At 31.5% G+C, this 22,344-nt stretch carries 22 protein-coding genes; 14 read left to right on the top strand and 8 right to left on the bottom strand.

Annotated features, from left to right (window positions below; all coding sequences use genetic code 11):
- The gene (gene trpA / locus ABD941_RS03120; protein ID WP_345273659.1) at nucleotides 1–765 is read left to right on the top strand and encodes a tryptophan synthase subunit alpha; all 765 of its coding nucleotides are present in this window, start codon (nucleotides 1–3) and stop codon (nucleotides 763–765) included.
- Nucleotides 765–1,217, top strand: coding sequence for a tRNA (cytidine(34)-2'-O)-methyltransferase (locus tag ABD941_RS03125; protein WP_345272579.1), 453 nt, complete (start codon nucleotides 765–767; stop codon nucleotides 1,215–1,217). Before trpA ends, ABD941_RS03125 begins: the two co-directional genes overlap by 1 nt.
- Before the next feature lie 111 nt (nucleotides 1,218–1,328).
- Here ABD941_RS03125 and ABD941_RS03130 read toward each other — a convergent pair whose 3' ends face one another.
- The 5 genes from ABD941_RS03130 to ABD941_RS03150 form a co-directional block, all read right to left on the bottom strand.
- Nucleotides 1,329–2,213, bottom strand: coding sequence for a glycoside hydrolase family 17 protein (locus ABD941_RS03130; protein WP_345272580.1), 885 nt, complete (start codon nucleotides 2,211–2,213; stop codon nucleotides 1,329–1,331).
- 400 nt (nucleotides 2,214–2,613) lie between these two features.
- Nucleotides 2,614–2,838 (bottom strand): VF530 family protein, encoded by a 225-nt coding sequence (locus ABD941_RS03135; protein ID WP_345272581.1) that lies wholly within the window; start codon nucleotides 2,836–2,838, stop codon nucleotides 2,614–2,616.
- The gene (locus tag ABD941_RS03140; RefSeq protein WP_345272582.1) at nucleotides 2,838–3,053 is read right to left on the bottom strand and encodes a DUF6500 family protein; all 216 of its coding nucleotides are present in this window, start codon (nucleotides 3,051–3,053) and stop codon (nucleotides 2,838–2,840) included. Before ABD941_RS03140 ends, ABD941_RS03135 begins: the two co-directional genes overlap by 1 nt.
- A 5-nt stretch (nucleotides 3,054–3,058) precedes the next feature.
- Complete coding sequence (locus ABD941_RS03145; RefSeq protein WP_345272584.1) at nucleotides 3,059–4,321, bottom strand: DEAD/DEAH box helicase; 1,263 nt, start codon at nucleotides 4,319–4,321, stop codon at nucleotides 3,059–3,061.
- A 130-nt stretch (nucleotides 4,322–4,451) separates the two neighbouring features.
- On the bottom strand, nucleotides 4,452–7,085 hold the full coding sequence (locus tag ABD941_RS03150) for a valine--tRNA ligase (RefSeq protein ID WP_345272585.1): 2,634 nt from the start codon (nucleotides 7,083–7,085) through the stop codon (nucleotides 4,452–4,454).
- A 368-nt stretch (nucleotides 7,086–7,453) separates the two neighbouring features.
- On the opposite strand from ABD941_RS03150, the gene ABD941_RS03155 reads away from it, so the two are divergent.
- Nucleotides 7,454–7,870, top strand: a complete 417-nt coding sequence (locus ABD941_RS03155) for a DUF1573 domain-containing protein (RefSeq protein ID WP_345272586.1) — start codon at nucleotides 7,454–7,456, stop codon at nucleotides 7,868–7,870.
- Nucleotides 7,871–7,928: 58 nt separating this feature from the next.
- Here the strand turns inward: ABD941_RS03155 and ABD941_RS03160 are convergent, their stop codons facing one another.
- On the bottom strand, nucleotides 7,929–9,269 hold the full coding sequence (locus tag ABD941_RS03160) for an aspartyl protease family protein (RefSeq protein ID WP_345272587.1): 1,341 nt from the start codon (nucleotides 9,267–9,269) through the stop codon (nucleotides 7,929–7,931).
- 123 nt (nucleotides 9,270–9,392) lie between these two features.
- Between ABD941_RS03160 and ABD941_RS03165 the strand changes: the two genes are divergently transcribed.
- From ABD941_RS03165 to ABD941_RS03180, 4 genes are all read left to right on the top strand, one after another.
- Entirely contained in the window at nucleotides 9,393–10,583 is a 1,191-nt protein-coding gene (locus tag ABD941_RS03165) for a pyridoxal phosphate-dependent aminotransferase (RefSeq protein ID WP_345272588.1), read from the top strand.
- A complete protein-coding gene (gene murB / locus ABD941_RS03170; RefSeq protein WP_345272589.1) occupies nucleotides 10,583–11,596 on the top strand; it encodes a UDP-N-acetylmuramate dehydrogenase in 1,014 nt (337 codons plus the stop codon). Before ABD941_RS03165 ends, murB begins: the two co-directional genes overlap by 1 nt.
- A 97-nt stretch (nucleotides 11,597–11,693) precedes the next feature.
- Nucleotides 11,694–12,224 carry an RNA polymerase sigma factor gene (locus ABD941_RS03175; protein WP_345272590.1) on the top strand — a complete coding sequence of 177 codons (531 nt, stop codon included), beginning with the start codon at nucleotides 11,694–11,696 and terminating at the stop codon, nucleotides 12,222–12,224.
- A 12-nt stretch (nucleotides 12,225–12,236) separates the two neighbouring features.
- Nucleotides 12,237–13,025, top strand: coding sequence for an anti-sigma factor domain-containing protein (locus tag ABD941_RS03180; protein WP_345272592.1), 789 nt, complete (start codon nucleotides 12,237–12,239; stop codon nucleotides 13,023–13,025).
- A gap of 79 nt (nucleotides 13,026–13,104) precedes the next feature.
- Here ABD941_RS03180 and aqpZ read toward each other — a convergent pair whose 3' ends face one another.
- Complete coding sequence (gene aqpZ / locus ABD941_RS03185; RefSeq protein WP_345272593.1) at nucleotides 13,105–13,791, bottom strand: aquaporin Z; 687 nt, start codon at nucleotides 13,789–13,791, stop codon at nucleotides 13,105–13,107.
- 154 nt (nucleotides 13,792–13,945) lie between these two features.
- On the opposite strand from aqpZ, the gene ABD941_RS03190 reads away from it, so the two are divergent.
- The 7 genes from ABD941_RS03190 to ABD941_RS03220 are packed head-to-tail and all read left to right on the top strand — an operon-like array spanning nucleotide 13,946 to nucleotide 21,234.
- Nucleotides 13,946–14,149 (top strand): membrane or secreted protein, encoded by a 204-nt coding sequence (locus ABD941_RS03190; protein ID WP_345272594.1) that lies wholly within the window; start codon nucleotides 13,946–13,948, stop codon nucleotides 14,147–14,149.
- A 6-nt stretch (nucleotides 14,150–14,155) separates the two neighbouring features.
- Nucleotides 14,156–15,268 carry a glycosyltransferase gene (locus ABD941_RS03195; protein ID WP_345272595.1) on the top strand — a complete coding sequence of 371 codons (1,113 nt, stop codon included), beginning with the start codon at nucleotides 14,156–14,158 and terminating at the stop codon, nucleotides 15,266–15,268.
- Nucleotides 15,259–15,804 carry an RNA polymerase sigma factor gene (locus tag ABD941_RS03200; RefSeq protein WP_345272596.1) on the top strand — a complete coding sequence of 182 codons (546 nt, stop codon included), beginning with the start codon at nucleotides 15,259–15,261 and terminating at the stop codon, nucleotides 15,802–15,804. The genes ABD941_RS03195 and ABD941_RS03200 overlap by 10 nt, the downstream gene beginning before the upstream one ends.
- Nucleotides 15,805–17,019, top strand: coding sequence for an Nramp family divalent metal transporter (locus tag ABD941_RS03205; RefSeq protein WP_345272597.1), 1,215 nt, complete (start codon nucleotides 15,805–15,807; stop codon nucleotides 17,017–17,019).
- Between the two features lie 49 nt (nucleotides 17,020–17,068).
- Nucleotides 17,069–17,947 carry a lipoyl synthase gene (lipA, locus tag ABD941_RS03210; protein ID WP_345272598.1) on the top strand — a complete coding sequence of 293 codons (879 nt, stop codon included), beginning with the start codon at nucleotides 17,069–17,071 and terminating at the stop codon, nucleotides 17,945–17,947.
- A 2-nt stretch (nucleotides 17,948–17,949) separates the two neighbouring features.
- Nucleotides 17,950–18,969 (top strand): type I glyceraldehyde-3-phosphate dehydrogenase, encoded by a 1,020-nt coding sequence (gap, locus tag ABD941_RS03215; RefSeq protein WP_345273660.1) that lies wholly within the window; start codon nucleotides 17,950–17,952, stop codon nucleotides 18,967–18,969.
- A 27-nt stretch (nucleotides 18,970–18,996) separates the two neighbouring features.
- Entirely contained in the window at nucleotides 18,997–21,234 is a 2,238-nt protein-coding gene (locus tag ABD941_RS03220) for an ATP-binding protein (protein ID WP_345272600.1), read from the top strand.
- Here the strand turns inward: ABD941_RS03220 and lpxK are convergent.
- Nucleotides 21,221–22,228 carry a tetraacyldisaccharide 4'-kinase gene (gene lpxK, locus ABD941_RS03225; protein WP_345272601.1) on the bottom strand — a complete coding sequence of 336 codons (1,008 nt, stop codon included), beginning with the start codon at nucleotides 22,226–22,228 and terminating at the stop codon, nucleotides 21,221–21,223. The two genes, ABD941_RS03220 and lpxK, sit on opposite strands and share 14 nt — an antisense overlap.
- Nucleotides 22,229–22,344 lie beyond the last annotated feature (116 nt).

Consider the following 22,344-nt stretch of genomic DNA (forward strand, 5'->3'; position numbering starts at 1 on the left):
ATGAACAGAATAAATCAAAAATTAAAAGAAAACAAAAAGCTTCTTTCCATATATTTTACAGCCGGTTATCCAAACATTGATGATACCGTTTCTATTATTCAAGATTTGGAAAAAAATGGCGTCGATATGATTGAAATAGGCTTACCATTTAGCGACCCCTTAGCCGATGGCCCAACCATTCAAGATAGTTCTACTCAAGCTTTAAAAAACGGCATGACTACTGAATTGCTTTTCGAACAATTAAAAAACATTCGAAAAACGGTTAACATTCCATTAATCATTATGGGATATTTCAACCCTATGTTTCAATATGGTGTTGAAGCCTTTTGCAAAAAATGTCAAGATATTGGCATTGATGGCTTAATTATACCTGATTTGCCCGTAGATGTTTATCATGAAGAATATCAGATCATTTTTGAGAAATATGGGCTAACAAACGTATTCCTGATTACACCACAAACAAGTGATGAGCGTATCAGGTATATTGATTCTATTTCTAACGGATTTATTTACATGGTAAGTAGTGCTAGCACTACTGGAACCCAATCTGGTTTTGGAGATGAGCAAACTCAATATTTTGAGCGTATTGCAAAAATGAACTTAAAAAACCCACAGGTTATTGGTTTTGGGATAAGTAATAATGAAACGTTTACTCAAGCGACACAATATGCAAAAGGTGCTATTATTGGTAGTGCTTTTGTGAAACATGTAACGAATGAGGGTACTAAAACAATAGATACTTTTGTAGACACTATACTAAATTAATGCCTTTTAACATTGTTTTAATAGAACCCGAAATCCCTAATAACACAGGAAATATAGGACGGTTAGCTTTAGCGTCTGGTTCACATTTACATCTTGTAAAACCTTTGGGTTTTGAAATTAATGACACCAGACTAAAACGAGCAGGTTTAGATTATTGGCAACATTTATCAGTTACTTATTATGAAAATATTGATGAATTTTTCAATATCAATAAAACTAAAAACATGGTGTTTCTTTCAAGCCACGGAACTAAAAACCATTGGGATATTCCTTTTGAAGATGAGCTATTTTTAATCTTTGGAAAAGAATCTGTTGGATTGCCAAAACCTCTAATTAAAAAGTATGAGAATCAACTTTTTAAAATCCCACTTTACAGTGAGCATATAAGAAGTCTAAATCTAGCTAATGCTGTAAGCGTTATAGTCTATGAGGGTTTAAAACACATTCATTAGATTGTTCTTGTCTTTACAAACCTCACTTTAGCTTAATACAAAAAGAGTCCTTAAATTATTTCTTAAAAATAATTTAAGGACTCTTTTAAAAAAATAAATATATTATTTAATCTAAAACTTTAATTTTTCATTCTTATCCCATAATCCCCAATAAGCTCCAACATCACCTTCAGAACCTACTTTCCAAGATTCATCAAAAGAAGAAAAATAGAACATTTCAATATCATCTTCTTCAGACCATACTTGAGAGTTAATAAAATACTTTATAGCATTTTCATATCCTGGTTGTGCACCATGAAACAATTCACCTTCACTAGGCCACCCTGTTTCTGTTATGATAACTTTTTTACCATTACCGGCTCTAACTGCTTGGTTAAACATATCTTTCATATATAATAATGAATATTCTATGCTACAACCTTCCCAGTAAGGATAACAGTTTGCTAATATAACATCGCAAGCGTCGGTTATTTTTGGACGGTGAGCAAATTCGTAATAGGCATCTACATAACCCATAGGAATTTCAGGAATTTCTTTTTTAACACGGTGCATGAAATCTAAAAGTTCCTCTTCTGTTAAATCACCACGATACATCACTTCATTTCCAACAGCAGCAATATCAACTAATCCTTCTTTTGCAAGAGCAATAAGTCCTTCTATTTCTTTTTCATTAATTTCTGCATCGTCACCTAACCAAGCACCTACTAAAGTTTTAATTCCGTATTCTTTAGCTATTCTTGGTATTAACTCATTACCATCTGTACAAGAGAACGAACGAACCCATTTAGTATATGGCTTTATAATCTCCATTCTTCTTCTTATTTGCGCTTCTGTTATTTGAGTACCTGGTCCTTGACCATCTTCATAAGTACTGAAACATAGCCCATGCATACCATTTTCTAATACGGTACTAAATGTTGACTTTAATTCTTTTGTAGTTTTATTAGCTTGGTCTTTTCCTGCTAATGCCATTATTTTACCTGCTCTAACTGACATAATTTTTGGATTTTTTTGGTTTGATTACTGCTTACTTCTTTTTAAATATTATGATGAAATAAGTGGCAAATTTATGTCTAAATATTTATCTATAAAGAAAAACTGGAATTAAAAACCATACAAAAACCATACAAAGTCTTTAAATAAATAATATGAGTACGACCAAGAACAAAACCCATCTAAAATACTGGCCTTACCAGTAATAGCAAGGTGTGCAAACGTAATTTTTATTGTGTTTTATTGAAAAAATATATTTTTACTAAAACGTTAACGTTGTGCTTATGTATAGTTTTTAACGCCGTTATTTGCTATTATTTTTTAACTAAAACAAACACAACAACCCATTATTTGCCCTAAAATCAGGTTATAAACTCATTTACATGAAAAATATATTAAAATATCATTTTTTATTCTTTAACATATTTAAATACATCTTTTCTACTTTGGTTCTAGCCCATGGCGTTCTACGTAAAAATTTTAAACTAGATTTTACCGATGGATTACTAGTAAAACACTTAATATTTATGTTATATCCCATATATTCCCATCCATAATGCACTACCAAATCATTAATGATTTGCTCCAGCTTTATACCATGTAATGGATTATTTGGTTGATATTCCATTATAAATTTTCTACTAGACTTTTAATTTTAATGGCCTTTTCAAAATGATTTAGTCTATTGGTTTTTATCCACCAGGTGGCAGCTTCCATTAATAATTCTGGATTATCATTTTTATTTTTAAAAAATGCATAGAATGATACGCCTACATTTTCACCTTTTACAGCAATTTTATGATTACAGACTTCTATTATTTTATCTTTTAAAATCTTTTGCATGAAGATTAATTGCGCCTACCACTATTTCGATTAGGTCTCCTTGACTTATTATTTCCTTTTGAATTTCTATTAGAATTTCTTGGATTTCGTCTATCTCTACCTTGCCCTTGTTTTATTGGTTCCGTGGATGCATTAGGGTCAGGCTCAAAACCTTCTATAATTTGAACAGGAATCTTCATTTCAATCAATTTTTCAATACCTCTCAAAAAAGAGGTTTCATCAGCACTAACTAAAGATAGAGCTTCACCACTTGCTCCAGCTCTACCAGTCCTTCCAATTCTATGGACATAATCTTCAGAAATATTAGGCAGTTCAAAATTAATAACATGGGGTAATAAAGGAATATCTAAACCTCTTGCAGCAATATCTGTGGCTACCAAAACACGAACACGCCCGCTTTTAAATCCAGCTAATGCTTTAGTCCTCGCACCTTGGCTTTTATTGCCATGAATAGCTGCAGCTGTAATATCGGCTTTTACCATTTTTTCACAAAGTCTATTGGCTCCATGTTTTGTTCTTGTGAATACTAAAACTTGTTTCCAATCCCCATCAGAAATTAGTTTAATAATCAAATTCGTTTTTTTCCCTTTTGCAACACGATATACTTTCTGGGTAATGGCTTCAACAGTTGTGTTTTCAGGTGTTGCTTCTACTTGTACTGGATGGTCTAAAATACCATGTGCCAACTTTTTTATATCTTTTGAAAAGGTTGCCGAAAACATTAAATTCTGACGTTTTTCTGGCATCGAATTAATAACCTTTTGGATATCCCGTAAAAACCCCATATCAAGCATTCTATCGGCTTCATCTAAAACAAAAATCTCAATGCGTTTTAATGATAACAAACCTTGATTCTGTAAGTCCAATAAACGCCCAGGGGTCGCTACTAAAATATCAATACCTTGTCGAATGGTTGCTACTTGTGGTTTTTGATTTACACCGCCAAAAATCACTGCACTACGTAAGTTTAAAAACTCGCTATATTCTCTGACGTTAGCATAGACTTGGGCTGCTAACTCTCTTGTTGGTGTTAAAATTAACGCACGAATAGGTCTATACTTAGTTTTTGAATTTTCAGAAAGCAGATGTAAAAGTGGCAAGGTAAAACCTGCTGTTTTTCCTGTTCCTGTTTGTGCCGATGCTAACACATCTTTTCCTTGTAAAACTGGAGGTATTGCTTTTTGTTGTATAGGTGATGGTGTTGTATATCCTTTTTTGCTAATTGCTTTTAGCAAGGCTTCTGATAAGCCTAAAGTTTGAAATGACATATATTGTGTTTATGAAGACCCAAAATTGGGCGTTTGAGATAACAAAACATAATGTATTATATCTCCTTCTAATTAAAAGTGCTAATGTACACCTAATTTATAATTAAAATCCGTGACTTGCTCAGAAAAACTAATTCAGATTTGCTAAACTTGTTTTTAAAGTTTCAATCTTAGCCAAAGCGTCAGCTTCTTTTTTCTTTTCGCTTGCCACAACCATTTCTGGAGCTCCAGCAACAAAACGCTCATTTGATAATTTTTTTTGTACCGATTTCAAGAAACCTTCTGTATAACGTAACTCTTCGGTTAGTTTTTTAATTTCTGCTTCCACATCAATACTACCTGCCATTGGGATAAAATACTCATTGGATTTTACTCTAAAAGTCAATGCGCCTTCAATAGCTTCAGTTGTGTTTCCTATACTTTCAAGGTTGCCCAATTTAGCAATAACACCATCAAAAGTTGTGTTAGTATTTTCATTGTTTATTACTGAAAAACCTATGGTATTTTTAAATGCAATATTCTTTTGTTTTCTTATATTTCTAATTCCAGAAATTACTTCTGTGGCAAATTCAAATTCTGAAATTAAAGTTTCATTTATTGGTTTTGTTTCTGGCCATTTAGCTATAATTAAAGCGTCTTCTGGGGTTCTTTCGGAAATATACTGCCAAATGTCTTCAGACAAAAAAGGCATAAATGGATGCAGAATTTTTAAATTATTCTCAAAAGCTTCAATAACTGCTTTATAGGTTTTTGCATCTATTGGTTTTTGATATGCTGGTTTTATAATTTCCAATAACCATGATGAGAAATCGTCCATAATTAACTTATAGATAGTCATTAATGCATCGCTTAATCTGTATTTACTAAAATGATCTTCGATTTCTACTAATACTTTTTGAAACTTAGCTTCGTACCACTCTAAGCCAACTTTTGCAGTCTCTGGTTGCGGTATGCTTTCATCTATATCCCAACCTTTAACCAAACGGAAGGCATTCCAAATTTTGTTTCCAAAGCCTTTTCCTTGTTGACAAAGGGCTTCATCAAACATTAAATCGTTTCCAGCTGCTGAACTTAACAATAATCCAACACGAACACCATCGGCACTGTAGTCATCAATAAGTTTTAAAGCATCTGGTGAGTTCCCTAAGGATTTACTCATCTTTCGACGTTGCTTATCGCGCACCAAACCTGTGAAGTAGACATTATTAAACGGTTTCTCGTCTTTATACTCGTAACCTGCTATAATCATACGAGCTACCCAAAAGAATAAAATATCCGGACCCGTAACTAAATCATTAGTTGGGTAATAATATTTAATGTCTTTATTTTCTGGGTTTCTAATACCATCAAATACACTCATTGGCCATAACCATGAGGAAAACCAAGTATCAAGCGCATCTTTGTCTTGTGTTAGATTATTGGTCGTTAGTTGCTGGTTGTTTGTTTTTTGTTTTGCTTTTTCTAAAGCTTTTTCAATATTTTCAGCAACTACAAAATCTTCTTTTCCATCTCCATAAAAATAGGCAGGAATTTGCTGTCCCCACATTAATTGACGTGAAATATTCCAATCACGAATATTCTCCATCCAGTGCCTATAAGTGTTTTCAAACTTTTTAGGGAACAATTTAATATCCTTATCTTCTAACACTGAGGTAATGGCTGGTTTTACCAAATCTTCCATTTTTAAAAACCACTGATCACTTAAACGTGGTTCTATAACGGCTTTTGTACGTTCTGAAGTTCCTACTTTATTAATATGGGTTTCGGTTTTAATTAAAAGGCCATTTTGCTCCAATTCTTTGGTAATCTCCTTTCTAACTACAAAACGGTCTTTACCTTCATAATGTAACCCAAAACTATTTAAAGACGCATCTTCATGAAAGATATCAATAACTTCTAATTTATGCTTGTCTCCTAGATTTTTATCATTTTCATCATGTGCAGGTGTTACTTTTAAACACCCCGTACCAAATTCCATATCGACATAATCATCTTCTATAATAGGAATAATACGATTACAAATAGGCACAATGGCTTTTTTACCACGTAAATGTGCAAATCGTTCATCATTAGGATTAATACAAATGGCAGTATCTCCAAAAATAGTTTCAGGTCGTGTCGTGGCTATTGTTAGCGTATCATCACTACCTTCTATTTTATATTGTAAATAATACAGACTCCCTTGGCGTTCTTCATATATAACTTCTTCATCAGACAATGTTGTTTTAGCCTCAGGATCCCAATTTACCATACGGTACCCTCGATAAATCATGCCCTTTTCATATAAATCGACAAAAACTTTAATAACCGCTTCACTCATATCATCATCCATTGTGAATTTGGTTCTTTCCCAATCACATGAACAACCTAGTTTTTTGAGTTGCTCTAGAATTACTCCACCATATTCATGCGTCCAATCCCAGGCATGTGTTAAAAATTCCTCACGAGATAAATCATTTTTATCAATGCCTTGTTCCTTTAATTTAGCAACTACTTTGGCTTCGGTAGCAATAGATGCATGATCTGTACCGGGCACCCAACATGCATTTTTTCCCAATAACCGTGCACGACGAATAAGAACATCTTGAATGGTATTGTTAAGCATATGCCCCATGTGCAATACTCCTGTAACATTTGGCGGAGGAATCACTATTGTGTAAGGTTCTCTTTCATCAGGTTCTGAATGAAAATAATTATTTTTCATCCAGTACTCATACCACTTACTTTCTACCTGGCTTGCATCGTATTTTGATGGGATTTGCATACTTTGGAATAGTTTTTGAATAATGATAGGCAAAAGTACTTATATTTCTTTTGCTGTGAAATGAGCATAACTAAAAATTTTGTTATTTATGCAAACTAAATGTAACAATTGAAAAAACAAACATAATCAGGTAAAAGCTAGTCAAATAATGATTATCACTTATTTAACAGTTTTTAAACAAAATTACCGAAAGGTTGTACATACCTTTAACCCAGTTAAATATGTTAACATGCCTGCATTACGTCTATTATTTTTGCAGATTATAGGAAAAGTAAGTATGTTTGACTAAGATTTGAATCAAATTAACATGAATATCCTGTATTGTTAAGGATGTTAAAAAACGGATAAAAACAATAAAAAATAAACCCATGAAACAATTAATTACAATTTTATTTATCGGATTAATCAGTTTTTCTATTAACGCTCAAGCTAAAATTGAGTTTAAATCTGATACTATCGATTATGGAACTATAGATAAAGGGTCTGACGGTGTTCGAGTTTTTGAATTCACGAATACTGGTGATGAGCCTCTTATAATCTCCAAAGTATCTTCTAGTTGTGGATGTACTATTCCTAAAAAACCAGAAGCTCCAATTTTACCCGGAAAGACTGGAGAAATTGAAGTGAAATATGACACCAATAGAGTAAATCCAATTAGAAAAACAATTACTGTAATTTCTAATGCTGAAACACCAACTGTTGCTTTAAAAATTAAAGGTGAAGTTATCGACCCTAGTAAAATAAGTGTACTTGAAAAAAAAAATAAAAGTATCGTACAACAATAAAAGGCATTACTAAACAATTTTCAGGCTTAAACATAACATCATGTTTAAGCCTTTTTTTTTAAAATAACTTTTGTAGAAAAAATTGAAATGTTAAAAGCTTGCCATTTCTATCGACTTTTAATCTAATTCTCTTACCCGCATCATCGTAAAACATTTGCATGATTTGTTGTAATGAATACTCATGGACTTGTTTATTGTTTACGCTAATAACAATATCTCCTATAAGTAAACCTGCTTTTTGTGCTGGAGAATCTTCACGTAATTCAACAATGGCATAAGCTGGTTTTAATGATATTTTATATTGTGTATTAATAACAATTCTATTGTTGTTATTCTGAGCATCATCTTCTTCAAAAACAGTATTTCCTTTTAAAGTATTTTTATCTACTTCTTTTACCAGCCTTACACCATCGTGCTCTAATTCAATACCACTTTTGTTATGACTAAATTTTTCTTTAAAGTGTCTGTTTTTTTTGAAAGTCACCAATGCCTTTTGATAATCAAAAATAACATCGAATCGTTTTAAAATATTACCTGATAAGCTGCCATTACGATTTTTAATCTGTTTAGCTAATGATATAGAAGTTGAATCTGGAAATGCAACATTAGCATTCTTAAGCGTAAAACTTTTCAAAAAAAATGAATTCACTTTAGAGCGTTTACCATAAACACTTCCATTAAGCCCATGACCAAGGAAATCAACAAAATAAGCATTACTGGATGTTATGCCTAAGGACTTATTTTCAAATAACCACAAGGCATCGCTACCACCAGAATCAATCAATAATTTAACAGGAATTATTTTGTCTTCTATCTTAACTTCTGCATTAATGTATGGTTTTCCATTGTAAAACTCTAAATTAAAACGCTCACATTTTTTACATACTTTATATTTAAATCTCTCTGGGTTTGTTAATTTTAAATACCCCGTTGAGTAATTTATTTCTACAATGAAATCCCTAAACAAATCAAAGCCAATAATACCATGAACAGGAATTCCCAATTTAGAAGCAAAATTTAATTTGTTATTAAAAACGGCATACAAATCTTGATTTAACTTTAAAGCGTCTCCAATTCTAAAAATATTATTACTAGATTTTAAAGCTTCAACAGATTCGCCTTCACCCAAACCTCTTAAAAAAATCGTTTCTGTGTCCTTTATTTTTAAAGTGTCAGAAACATTTAAAAAATTAAAAATAATAGGTTTACTAACACCTGTGTCTAATATAAAAGATAAAGTAACTCCATTTATTTCGACAGGAATGACTACCAAATTGTTTATGAGCTTAAACTTAATTTTATCTGACTGTTTCTTATTTTGAATTACAAATTTGTTTTGAGAGAAACCCAAATTATTTAAACAAAACAATAACACTATAAAGACTAAACAGTTTTTCATTTAAACGCAGATAATTTTTACCATCATCAATTTACAAATCTTTAGAGTAGTATAATTTTTAATAGTTGTTTTTTAAAAAAACTTTAAGATAATTTTCTCAACTTTGTAGATAAATAACTAAAAATGCCATCAATATCAAAAAAGGGCCAATTAATGCCTCAATCGCCCATACGTAAATTAGTACCGTTTGCAGAACAAGCTGTGAAAGATGGTAAATCTATTTACTACTTAAATATTGGACAACCAGATATTAAAACACCAAAAACAGCTATTGATGCTGTTAAGAATAGTGATATTGATGTTTTAGCATATTCAAGATCTGAAGGCTCTGAAACTTACAGACAAAAAATCTGTAAATATTATTCCAAACACTATATTAATGTTACACATAACGATATTGTTGTGACAACAGGAGGCAGTGAAGCGCTTCTTTTTGCCTTTGGAAGTGTTATGGATGTTGATGATGAAATTATTATTCCTGAACCGTTTTATGCAAACTATAATGGATTTTCAATAGCATCTGGAGTAAAAGTGGTTCCAGTAATTTCTAAAATAGAAGATAATTTTGCTTTACCGCCTATCGAGGAATTTGAAAAACTAATTACACCAAAAACCAAGGCGATTTTGATTTGTAACCCAGGAAACCCAACAGGATATTTATACTCAAAAGAAGAAATACAAAAACTTGCTGCTATTGTAAAAAAGTATGATTTATTTTTAATTTCTGATGAAGTTTATCGTGAATTTGTTTACGATAACCACACACATTATTCTATAATGCAGGAAAACGGATTGGAAAACCACGCCATCGTTGTTGACTCTGTATCGAAACGTTACAGCATGTGTGGCGCAAGAGTTGGGTGTTTAGTTTCAAAAAACAAAACTGTTATTGATACCGTCTTAAAATTTGCCCAAGCACGTTTAAGTCCACCTACCCTAGCACAAATAGCTAGTGAAGCCGCTTTAGAAACACCACAAAGTTATTTTGATGATGTCGTTAAAGAATATGTAGAACGCAGAAACACCTTAGTTACAGAATTACAAAAAATAGAAGGTATAAAGGTTGCAAAGCCAAAAGGTGCGTTTTATTGTATTGCCGAATTACCTATTAAAAATTCTGATAATTTTGCAAAATGGCTTCTAGAAAATTTCGATATTGATGGTAAAACTATTATGGTAGCTCCAGCTGCCGGGTTCTATTCAACACCGGGCGTTGGTTTAAACCAAATTAGAATTGCATACGTACTTAAAAAAGAGAGCCTAATAAAGGCAGTAAATATTTTAAAAGAAGCCTTAAAAGTTTATAAAGACTAGTGCAGATTAAAAAGAACATATCCTTAAAACCTTTTAATACTTTTGGTATTGATGCGAAAGCGAAATTCTTTGTTTCGGTAGAAAGTATTGATTGTTTAAAACAAGTTTTATCATTACAAGATTATCCTGACAAATTAATATTAGGTGGCGGTAGCAATATGTTGCTTACCAAAGATTTTGATGGTTTGGTTATTCACATTAACCTAAAAGGTATTGACCTTCTTTTAGAAAATGAAGACTTTGTTTTTGTAAAAGCCCATGCTGGTGAAAACTGGCATGACTTCGTGCTTTGGTGTATTGATAATGATTTTGGTGGTGTTGAAAACTTATCCTTAATCCCTGGAAATGTAGGTACTGCACCTATTCAGAATATTGGCGCTTATGGTGTTGAACTTAAAGATACTTTTGAATCTTGCGAAGCCATTTCATTAAAAACAAACATATTACAATCTTTCACCAAAACGGATTGTAATTTTGGTTATAGAAATTCTATTTTTAAGCAATACGCTAAAGGTCAATTTATAATTACTAGTGTGGTTTTTAAACTCACGAAGCGAAACCATAAATTAAACATTAATTATGGTACTATTGCTTCACAATTAGAGTTCATGCAAATTACTAATGCAACCATTCAAGATATATCCAAAGCTGTTATAGCTATTCGAGAAAGCAAATTACCAAATCCAAAAGAGATAGGTAATAGTGGTAGTTTTTTTAAAAATCCCGTGATTTCTAAAACACATTTCAATAAGTTAACAAAAAACTTTAAAGACATACCTAGCTATCCCGTTTCTGATAATGATGTAAAAGTACCCGCAGGTTGGCTCATTGAAAAAGCTGGATTTAAAGGCAAACGATTTGGCGATTATGGTGTCCATAAAAACCAAGCATTGGTACTTGTAAATTATGGAAACGCCAAAGGCTCCGACATCCTAAAACTTTCAAAATTAATCCAAAAAACAATTCAACGCCTTTTTGGAATTTCTATTGAAGCCGAAGTCAATATCTTATAGATTAGAACTCATTTTCGGTTAAAAATAAAAAGTTGAAATGAGTTCTAAAAGAAATTTCTAACTTTGGCGTTATAAAACAGACTAAAATTAACCTATCTTGATTTCAGCTATAGAAAAAGAAATAGTTTCCTTATTACAACATGGTGACAAAAAGGCCATTAGTTTACTCTATGAAAACTATGCTGATTCATTATTTGGTGTCATAAAAAAAGTAATTTCTGATGAAGATACCGCCCAAGACGTACTTCAAGAAACCTTTGTTAAAATTTGGAGATACTCAAAAAAGTACGATTCTAACAAAGCAAAATTATTCACATGGTTATACAGAATTGCTTACAACACTGCCATAGATAAAGTTAGATCGCAAAAAAGCAAAAACAACAATGAAGTCCAAATGGAAACTTCTACCGTATATAAAGTAAGTTCCAACGAATTAAACCAGGATGTATTAGATATAAAAAAACATCTAAGCACTTTGGAGCACAAATATCAAATCGTTATAAACGCACTCTTTTTTGAAGGCATGACCCAACAAGAAGCCAGTGATGAGCTTGATATTCCGTTAGGAACAATAAAATCGAGATTAAAAATTGGATTGCGCGAATTGAAAAAAATTTACAATCCATAATTAAACAACGTCATGAATGATAAAATAACTACTTTTTTAAATTCTGGCCTATTAGAAAAATATCTGTTAGGTGAAACCACTTCTAGTGAAACAGAAATGGTAGAGTCTTATGTTTCAAAATACCCAGAAGTACAAAACGCTTACAATACTTTACAATTTAATTTAGAGGTGGTTGCGAAGCATAATGCTGTTGAAGCTCCCGAAAATATTTTAAATAATATTTTGGATGAACTTGACGACAAACCTGTTGTTAATTTAAATACATCGTACAAATATAAAAAATGGTATAAATTTAGTGTAGCTGCAAGTGTGGCTGCCTTAATTTTTGCAGGAACAGCCTATTTATTCTATAATCAAAACCAACAGCTCTCTAATGAAAATCAAATTGTAGTTGATGAGCTTTTTGATTTACGAGGTGATATTGAGCAAAACAATAAAATGCTTGATAAAGTAATGAGGCAACTTTTAAAGCTTAATAACCCTGAAACTGAAAAATATATCATTACAGGAAATGATAGAGCGAAAGATCTAAAAACGGTTGCCTACATTAACCCTAAAGAAAAAACATCTATGATTGATGTTGTGTCTTTACCTGAGTTACCAGAAGAACAATGCTACCAAATATGGGCAGAGTTACAGGATAAAATGGTTAACCTGGGTATATTAAACGAGGCTGATAGAAAACTCATGTCTATGCCTTATGCAGAAAATGCATTAGCCCTTAAAATCACCATAGAACCTAAAGGTGGCAATACTATTGCCTCAGTAGAAAACTCTGTAGCGCAAATTAATTTACAATAAAATTAATACATCATAAAAAGCGCCTCATTTTATTAATAAAATGAGGCGTCTTTAGTTATAATAGATTTTTATAAAATTATTATTCTTTATCAAATAAAGCTTTGTGGATAAAACCAGCAAGAATAGCACCAGCAATTGGAGCAACCCAGAACAACCAGAGCTGCCCAGTAAATTCTCCCCCAGCAAATAATGCCTGACTTGTAGAACGTGCAGGATTAACGGAGGTATTGGTTATTGGAATACTTATTAGGTGAATTAAAGTTAAGCCTAAACCAATGGCAATAGGTGCAAATCCTTTGGGTGCTCTAGAATTAATACTTCCTAAAATAATTAATAAGAAAAACATAGTTAATAAAAATTCTGTAATTAAAGCCGCAGTCATAGAATAACCGTCTGGAGATAAATCACCATACCCATTAGCAGCAAAACCACCTATAGTAACAAAATCAGATTTATTAGTCAATATCAAATATAATGCTCCTGCAGCAGCAATAGCACCTATTAGTTGAGCAACAATATAACCTACTAAGTCTTTAGCTTCAAACTTTCCACCAGCCCATAAACCTAATGATACCGCTGGATTAAAATGACCTCCAGAAATATGACCAACAGCATATGCCATAGTTAACACCGTAAGACCAAAAGCTAAAGCAACACCTACAAAGCCAATCCCTAAATCTGGATAACCTGCTGCAAACACAGCGCTACCACAGCCTCCAAAAACAAGCCAAAAAGTTCCAAAAAATTCTGCGAATAATTTTTTCATAATTAAATAATTTTAATTGGTTAGTAATTTAAATGTACAAATAATTAATAATAAGACACTAAAAGACAAAATAGTCACATTCATTTCAGTTTGATTTCTTATAAAATTTCTTATCCAAAAGCATTATCTTTGTTAAAAATTATTTCGAATACGAATGAAACTTCTATTAATAACCATCATTTTATTAGGATTAGGAATTGCAGGTATTGCCATTAAAATTTGGGCAAAAAAAGATGGAAAATTTGCTGGTACTTGTGCAAGTCAGAACCCCATGTTAAATCAAGATGGTGAGTCTTGTGGCTTTTGTGGTAAAACACCCGACCAATTTAGCGATTGTAACGAACCTCAACATTCATAATACTTTATGGTGTTTCTTGATTTTGTTTTCTGCGCATTTATTGTTGTAGTTATTATTCAAGCTTTTTTTTATATTTTTTTATTCGGAAGTTTTGCTTTTCTTAAACCCAAAAAACCAGCTTCAAAAAATATTGCCATATCTGTTATTGTTTGTGCCAAAAATGAATCTGAAAACCTAAAAACATTTTTACCATCAATTATTAGTCAAGATTATCCTGATTTTGAAATCGTTTTAATTAATGATGCTTCGCATGATAATACCTTAGAAGTCATGCACCATTTTGAAAAACAACATAAAAACATAAAAATAGTTAATGTTAAAGGTATTGAGGCTTTTTGGGGAAATAAAAAATACGCTTTGACTTTAGGCATAAAAGCTACAAAAAACGCCTTTCTGTTATTCACAGATGCCGATTGCAAACCTGTTTCAAAATATTGGATAAAGGAAATGAGTTCACATTTTTCCAATAAAAATTCTATTGTTTTGGGTTATGGTGGTTATTCAAAAATTGAAAAATCCTTTTTAAATAAACTCATTCGCTTTGAAACCTTAATAACAGCTGTCCATTATTTTTCGTTTGCAAAATCAGGGATTCCTTATATGGGTGTCGGTCGTAATTTAGCATACACAAAAAAAGAGTTTTTCAATGCCAATGGCTATATAAACCACATAAAGGTACGCTCTGGTGATGATGATTTATTTGTTAACCAGGTAGCAACGCATCAAAATACCACCATATGCTTTTCAAAGAAAAGTTTTACCGAGTCCATTTCAAAAACAACTTTTAAGGATTGGTTTAAACAAAAAAGACGCCATGTTTCAACAGCTAAGCATTATAAATTAAAACATAAATCGCTATTAGCACTATTATTTATTTCCAATATTCTTTTTTGGTTTTTAGCTATAGTTCTTCTCATATCAAATTATAATTGGCAAATAATCTTAAGTTTATTTTTATTTCGAATTATTTTACAATATATCATATTAGGACTTTCATCAAAGAAACTAAATGAATCTGACTTATTAATATACCTTCCTTTTTTAGAAATTTTTCTAGTTATTGCACAATTAACTATATTTATAAACAATCTTATTTCAAAACCTAACCATTGGAAATAGAGGAAGCTATTAAGCGCGCAAAAATGAATGACCAGAAGGCATTTAATTATTTATTAAATATCTTCTGGGATGATGTTTATGGGTTTCAGTTAAAACGCACTCAAAATGAAAATGATGCGGAAGATATTACGATTCAAACCTTCTCCAAAGCATTTGATAAAATTGAAAGTTTTGATAATCAATATAATTTTAAAACCTGGTTAATTGCCATTTCTAAAAATATTCATATTGATTTATTGAGAAAAGAAAAAAATTCTATTTACCAAGTGATTTCAAAAAATGATCATGAAGTTTTTCAAGTCTTAGATGAATCGCCTTCACCAGAAGACAAACTCATTACCGAACAGCATTTAGCAAAATTACTTCGCGACATTAAAAAACTAAAACCTCATTATCAGGAAGTTATAAATTTACGCTATTTTCAAGAATTGAGTTATAAAGAAATTTCAAAAGAGCTTAAAGAACCTATGAATAATGTAAAGGTTAAACTTTTGCGTGCAAAAAAACTATTGACTGAAATTATTCAAGGAAAATAAATGATTGCTAAACTTAAAAACCTAGGTCCAGGATTATTATTTGCCGGAGCAGCAATTGGTGTATCACATTTAGTACAATCTACAAGAGCCGGTGCCGATTTTGGTTTGGGCTTGCTTTGGGCATTGCTTTTGGTGAACCTATTTAAATATCCATTTTTCCAATTTGGTCCAAGGTATGCGGCGGCTACGGGAGAGAGTTTACTAGATGGCTATAAAAAATTAGGAAAAGGCGTTTTATTGGTGTATTATATTTTGAATTTCGCCTCCATGTTTACTATTCAAACCGCAGTAACCATTGTAACTGCAGGTATAGCTTCTTCTCTATTTGGCAACTTTATTAGTATAGAATTTTGGACAATTATCATACTTACTATATGTTTTTGCCTCCTTATGATTGGGAAATACAAACTATTAGATCGTTTAATGAAGGTTATTATTATAACCTTAACCATTAGCACAATTGCCGCTGTTAGCGTTGCACTATTTAATTCTTCAGAGCCATTATCTTTTATCCAAATATTGCCAAAAAACGCAATAGAAATCACATTTTTAATTGCCTTTATGGGTTGGATGCCAGCACCTTTAGATATTTCGATAATTCATTCGCTTTGGACTTTAGAAAAGAAAAAAGACACAAAAGGTTTAACGCCTAAAACGACATTATTCGATTTCAATATTGGTTATTTAAGTACAATCATTATAGGTATTGGTTTTCTACTTTTAGGTGCTCTTGTAATGCACCCAACAGGTAATACATTTAGTAATAAAGCTAGTGTTTTTGCCAATCAATTGATTGATATGTACACCAATAGTTTAGGTCATTGGGCTTATATTATTATTGGTATAGCAGCATTCACAACTATGTTTAGTACAACACTAACAACCTTAGATGCGCTACCTAGGGCAATGGACAGAGCTACAATATTAATATTTGATAAAGCGAACAAACGCGGTTATTTATTATGGATGTTATTTCTAGTTTTTGGAACCATTTGTATTTTCTTTCTATTTGCTTCTGAAATGGGTTTACTTATTAAAATAGCCACTATTTTATCGTTTATTACCGCACCTTTTTATGCTATTATAAACTATAAATTAATTTCCAGCAAACACACACCAAAAGCATGGCACCCCTCTAAATCATTACACATTCTAAGTCTTTTGGGAATTATATTTTTAATAGGGTTTAGCATCTGGTATCTCACTACATTTTAAGATAATTTAAAAGAATACTTTGTATCTTTGTAATCTATTTTTTAGAGACATGAACACTAAAACTGCTTCAAATATATTACCAGAACGTCAAGCAAAACCAAAATGGCTTCGAGTTAAACTTCCAACAGGAAAAAAATACACAGAACTTAGAGGTTTAGTTGACAAATACAAACTTAATACCATATGCACTTCGGGAAGTTGTCCTAATATGGGTGAATGTTGGGGTGAAGGCACCGCTACATTTATGATTTTAGGTAATATTTGCACACGCTCATGTGGCTTTTGTGGTGTAAAAACGGGACGCCCAGAAACCGTAGATTGGGATGAACCAGAAAAAGTAGCGCGTTCTATTAAAATCATGCAAATTAAGCATGCCGTTTTAACAAGTGTAGATCGAGATGATTTAAAAGACATGGGTAGCATTATGTGGTCCGAAACGGTTAAAGCAGTTAGAAGAATGAATCCGGAAACCACACTTGAAACACTTATTCCTGACTTTCAGGGTATTGAAAAACATATAGACAGAATTATTGATGTTGCACCAGAAGTCGTATCACACAATATTGAAACCGTTCGTCGTTTAACACGCGAAGTTAGAATACAAGCGCAGTACGATAGAAGTATGGGCGTTTTAAAATATTTAAAACAGCAAGGGCAACGTCGCACAAAATCTGGAATTATGCTAGGTTTAGGCGAAACCAGAGACGAGGTTATTGCTACGCTTCATGACTTAAAAGCCAATGATGTTGATGTCGTTACCATTGGTCAATACCTTCAACCAAGTAAAAAACACTTACCCGTTAAACAATTTATAACGCCAGACCAGTTTAAAGAATATGAAGGTATTGGTTTAGAATTAGGGTTCCGTCATGTTGAAAGCAGTGCATTAGTAAGATCCTCTTACAAAGCACAAAAGCATATAAATTAGTGATGATTAATGTTGCTATCAACGGTTTTGGAAGAATAGGCCGACGTGTTTTTAGATTACTTCAAGAGTATAAAAATATACATGTAGTTGCAATCAACGACTTGGCAGATGCAAAGACCCTCAGTCATTTATTAAAATACGATAGTGTTCACGGTTTATTTAATGGACAAATATCAAATGATGACAACCATCATATTATGGTTAATGACAATAAAATTCCATTATTAAATAAAAAACACCCTAAAGACATTAATTGGAACCCTTTTAATATTGATTTTGTTATTGAAGCTTCTGGAAAGTTTAAAATAAGTTCAGATTTAGAGTATCATATAAAAAATGGTGCAAAACAAGTTATTTTAAGTGTCCCTCCTATTGAAGACGATATTAAAACCATTGTTTTAGGTGTAAATGATAATACTGTTGATGGTACTGAAACCATAATATCCAATGCTTCATGTACAACGAATAATGCAGCACCAATGATAGACATCATAAATAAACTATGTGGTATCAATCAAGCTTATATTACAACCGTGCATTCTTATACTACTGACCAAAGTTTACACGATCAACCACACCGAGATTTACGTCGATCTAGAGCAGCAAGCCAATCTATAGTTCCAACAACAACAGGAGCCGCTAAAGCACTAACTAAAATATTTCCAGAACTAGCAGAAGTTATTGGTGGTTGCGGGATTAGAGTACCAGTAATTAACGGATCCCTAACCGATATTACGTTTAATGTCAAACAAACCGTTTCTATAGAAGATATAAACAAAGCTTTTAAAGAAGCTTCTGAAAACCATTATGCTGGTATTTTAGAATATACTGAAGATCCAATAGTCTCTATTGACATCGTTGGAAATTACCATTCGTGTATTTTTGACTCAAAAATGACGTCAGTAATAGGAAATATGGTAAAAATAATAGGCTGGTATGACAATGAAACTGGATATTCTAAAAGAATCATTGACTTATTATGTAATTTATCGGAAAAAAAGTGTCTTTTGTCGATAAAATAATTATATTTGTCGATAATATTAATTATAATGTCCCAAATTAAATACTACATATATATTATAGCTATACTATTTAGCCTCAGTGTATCATCGCAGAAATCTATCGATGATGACCCTGAAATAGTGCAAAATAATATTAACTACCGTATTGCACAATCGCAAACCGAGTTAGAGAACTATAACTATTATAAAGCTCAAAAAAATCTGGATGAAGCCTTAGAGTTAGCTGAAAAATCAGGCAACAAAAAAAGCATAGGTCTTATTTATACCATAAAAGGCAGATTACAACTTATAATTGAAGAAGAAGATAAAGCTATAAAATCTTTAAACAAAGCTATCGAAGTCCAACGTATTATTAATGATAATACAAATTTAGGAGCTTCATATAAAACATTTGGAGATGTCTATTTGGCAAAAAAAGATTATTATTCTGCCTTAGACTCTTATACTGCAGCAAAATCTAAATTTGAAGAAGAAGGACTAAACAAAGAATTAGCAGAAACATTATTATGTGAAGCTAAAACTTACGAAGAGCTAAAAAATTATAGAAAAGCCAGAGATATCGTTGAACAATCTTTAGCCATAGCAAAAAAAGAAGATTACCTTATAATACAAAGTGAAGCATTAATCAATCAAGCCATTATATATAGCCAATTAGGCAATAATGAAAAAGCTTTGGTTATTGCTAATGAAGGTATACAAATAGCCAAAAATAATAAATTTACAAGCATTCTTAATCAAGGCTATTTTGTTATTAGCGGATTATATAAAGATGCCGAAAACTTTAAATCTTCCAGAGATTATTTGGATTTACACCTTAACCTTTCGGATTCTATTAGAAACTTAACTCGAATAAATTCAACTAAGGACCAAGAAACACAGTACTTACTAAGCGAAGAAATTGAGAAAAATAAAGAAGTTGTACAAGAATTAGAAAAAGCTAAAGACGATAAAAACCTAAATACATTAATATCTATATTAAGTGTTGCTTTAATAACCATTTTATCACTTTTAACCTTATCGCTTTACAAAAACAATAATATTAGATTAAAAACAAACAATATGCTCCATAAAAAAAATGGAGAACTTATTATTGCAAAAGAAAAAGCAGAATTAGCTTCAAAAACCAAAGCTAATTTCCTGTCTACTGTTACCCACGAATTACGAACACCTTTGTATGCTGTTACTGGTTTAAGCAATATGCTGTTAGATGAAAACCCAAAACCAGAGCAAATTCAGCACTTAAAATCATTAAAGTTTTCTGGTGATTATTTATTAACTTTTATCAATGATATTCTTCAAATAAATAAAATTGAAGCCAATAAAGTTGATATCGAACCAGAATCTTTCAACCTAAAAAAGAAAATAAATAATATTGTTTTAGCCTTAAACAACTCAGCTCAAGACAACAACATAAAAATTCATTTCGAATACGATAAAGATTTATCTGAAAACTTTATTGCCGATCAATTAAAAATTTCTCAAATCTTAATTAACTTAATTGGAAACTCTATTAAGTTTACTAAAGACGGTGATATTTGGATTCGAGTATATAAAATTGAAGAAAAAGATAAAATATACACCCTTCGTTTTGAAGTAGAAGATAACGGTATTGGTATTAGCCAAGAAAAACAAGACAATATGTTTGAAAGTTTTTCTCAAGGCTCAATTCAAATTAATCGCAAATATGGTGGTACAGGCTTAGGGTTATCTATTGTAAAAGGATTAATAGATATTTTAAAAGGTCAAATTTATGTAAAAAGTGAATTAGAAAAAGGAACAACGTTCTATTTTGAAATTCCACTTGAACATACTACAGTTAAAGAAGCCAAAGAAAATAAAGTTACTTATTTTGATGGCAATGCTAGCGACCTAGATTTAACAAAAGTTAAAATTTTAGTGGTAGAGGATAATAAAATCAACCAAATGATTACCAAAAAGATTTTAACTAAAATGGAGCTTAAATGTGATATTGTTGATAATGGAGAAGAAGCCGTTGAAATGATTAAAGCCAATGACTATAACATTATTCTTATGGATATTCATATGCCAGGAATAAGTGGTATGGAAGCTACTAAACGTGTTAGGTCATTTGATAAAGAATTAACCATATTTGCATTAACAGCAGTAACCATCGAAGATAAAATGCATGAGTTTGAAGAAGCTGGTTTTACCGATATTATACCAAAACCATTTAAACAAGAAGAGTTTGAGAAAAAACTTTACAATGCTTTAGCAAGTAAAAGTGATACATCTACGAGTGCTTAACAAACTTCTTAATAAGTTTATTGATTTTTGATTTGTCATTAATCTTAACCGTTATAGGCAAATAAAACAACTTATGTTGTAACGATTCAAACTGTTTTAATCGCATAAAATCTTTTTCAGTAGTAACTATAAGTTCCTTTTTATTTAACCCATCAAAGTCTTGTTGAGAAAACTCATGATGATCCTTAAAATTCAAATGTTCAAAATCCAACTGCTTAGCTTCTAAAAAATCAACCAAAGGTTTTGCATTTGCAATACCCGTAACTAAAGTAAACGTTTTTAAATCTTCAATCTTCAAAGTAGAATGTACTGAAATCAAGGTGTTGGCATAAGCTATCGAACTAAAAAAAACATGCTGATAAGGCTTAGGAGCCATGCTATTCAAAATAGTTGCTTTATTAGATTCGCTTAATACTTCAGGGCATTTAGTAACTATAATAATATCGGCGCGTTTTATACCACTTCTAGGCTCTCTTAAATTTCCAGTTGGTAAAACCATATCCTTAAAATACGGATTAGCATAAGTTGTCAATACTATATTAAAACCCGCCTTTACTTTTCTATGCTGAAAGGCATCATCAAGTAAAATGACTTGCGGAGGGTTTTCAATACCTCTTATACGCTTAATACCATTTTGCCTATCAACATCAACAGCCACAAGAATATCTCTTTCATATTTATTATAAAACTGAAACGGTTCATCACCAATAGATTCAGCAGTAGACTTTTCATTAGCCCACTGAAAACCTTTAGTCTTTCTTTTATACCCTCTACTTAATGTTGCAACCTTAAAATCCTCCTTTAAAAAATTAATCAAATACTCTATCATAGGGGTTTTTCCCGTTCCACCAACACTTAAATTCCCAACACAAATCACTGGGAAATTATAAGAAACAGACTTTTTAATACCTAAATCATATAATTTATTCCGTAACCAAGTTACTAAATAATATATAGGAACAATTGGAAACAATATGTATCGTAAAATTTTCATCTGGTCATGTTGATTGTTTCTTAACAGTCATATCCAACATACATTTAAACTTTAAAATGAACGATTAAATTTTTAATTATGTATGTTTCATCACAACGAAAATATAATATTTATAT

The organism is Flaviramulus aquimarinus (assembly GCF_039543205.1).
Classification (GTDB): Bacteria; Bacteroidota; Bacteroidia; order Flavobacteriales; family Flavobacteriaceae; genus Flaviramulus_B; species Flaviramulus_B aquimarinus.

Bases quoted from the DNA above. Each gene is read 5' to 3' on its own strand.
- trpA (WP_345273659.1), top strand. From the start codon at position 1: ATGAACAGAATAAATCAAAAATTAAAAGAAAACAAAAAGCTTCTTTCC.
- ABD941_RS03125 (WP_345272579.1), top strand. From the start codon at position 765: ATGCCTTTTAACATTGTTTTAATAGAACCCGAAATCCCTAATAACACA.
- ABD941_RS03130 (WP_345272580.1), bottom strand. From the start codon at position 2,213: ATGTCAGTTAGAGCAGGTAAAATAATGGCATTAGCAGGAAAAGACCAA.
- ABD941_RS03135 (WP_345272581.1), bottom strand. From the start codon at position 2,838: ATGGAATATCAACCAAATAATCCATTACATGGTATAAAGCTGGAGCAA.
- ABD941_RS03140 (WP_345272582.1), bottom strand. From the start codon at position 3,053: ATGCAAAAGATTTTAAAAGATAAAATAATAGAAGTCTGTAATCATAAA.
- ABD941_RS03145 (WP_345272584.1), bottom strand. From the start codon at position 4,321: ATGTCATTTCAAACTTTAGGCTTATCAGAAGCCTTGCTAAAAGCAATT.
- ABD941_RS03150 (WP_345272585.1), bottom strand. From the start codon at position 7,085: ATGCAAATCCCATCAAAATACGATGCAAGCCAGGTAGAAAGTAAGTGG.
- ABD941_RS03155 (WP_345272586.1), top strand. From the start codon at position 7,454: ATGAAACAATTAATTACAATTTTATTTATCGGATTAATCAGTTTTTCT.
- ABD941_RS03160 (WP_345272587.1), bottom strand. From the start codon at position 9,269: ATGAAAAACTGTTTAGTCTTTATAGTGTTATTGTTTTGTTTAAATAAT.
- ABD941_RS03165 (WP_345272588.1), top strand. From the start codon at position 9,393: ATGCCATCAATATCAAAAAAGGGCCAATTAATGCCTCAATCGCCCATA.
- ABD941_RS03180 (WP_345272592.1), top strand. From the start codon at position 12,237: ATGAATGATAAAATAACTACTTTTTTAAATTCTGGCCTATTAGAAAAA.
- aqpZ (WP_345272593.1), bottom strand. From the start codon at position 13,791: ATGAAAAAATTATTCGCAGAATTTTTTGGAACTTTTTGGCTTGTTTTT.
- ABD941_RS03190 (WP_345272594.1), top strand. From the start codon at position 13,946: ATGAAACTTCTATTAATAACCATCATTTTATTAGGATTAGGAATTGCA.
- ABD941_RS03195 (WP_345272595.1), top strand. From the start codon at position 14,156: ATGGTGTTTCTTGATTTTGTTTTCTGCGCATTTATTGTTGTAGTTATT.
- ABD941_RS03205 (WP_345272597.1), top strand. From the start codon at position 15,805: ATGATTGCTAAACTTAAAAACCTAGGTCCAGGATTATTATTTGCCGGA.
- lipA (WP_345272598.1), top strand. From the start codon at position 17,069: ATGAACACTAAAACTGCTTCAAATATATTACCAGAACGTCAAGCAAAA.
- gap (WP_345273660.1), top strand. From the start codon at position 17,950: ATGATTAATGTTGCTATCAACGGTTTTGGAAGAATAGGCCGACGTGTT.
- ABD941_RS03220 (WP_345272600.1), top strand. From the start codon at position 18,997: ATGTCCCAAATTAAATACTACATATATATTATAGCTATACTATTTAGC.
- lpxK (WP_345272601.1), bottom strand. From the start codon at position 22,228: ATGAAAATTTTACGATACATATTGTTTCCAATTGTTCCTATATATTAT.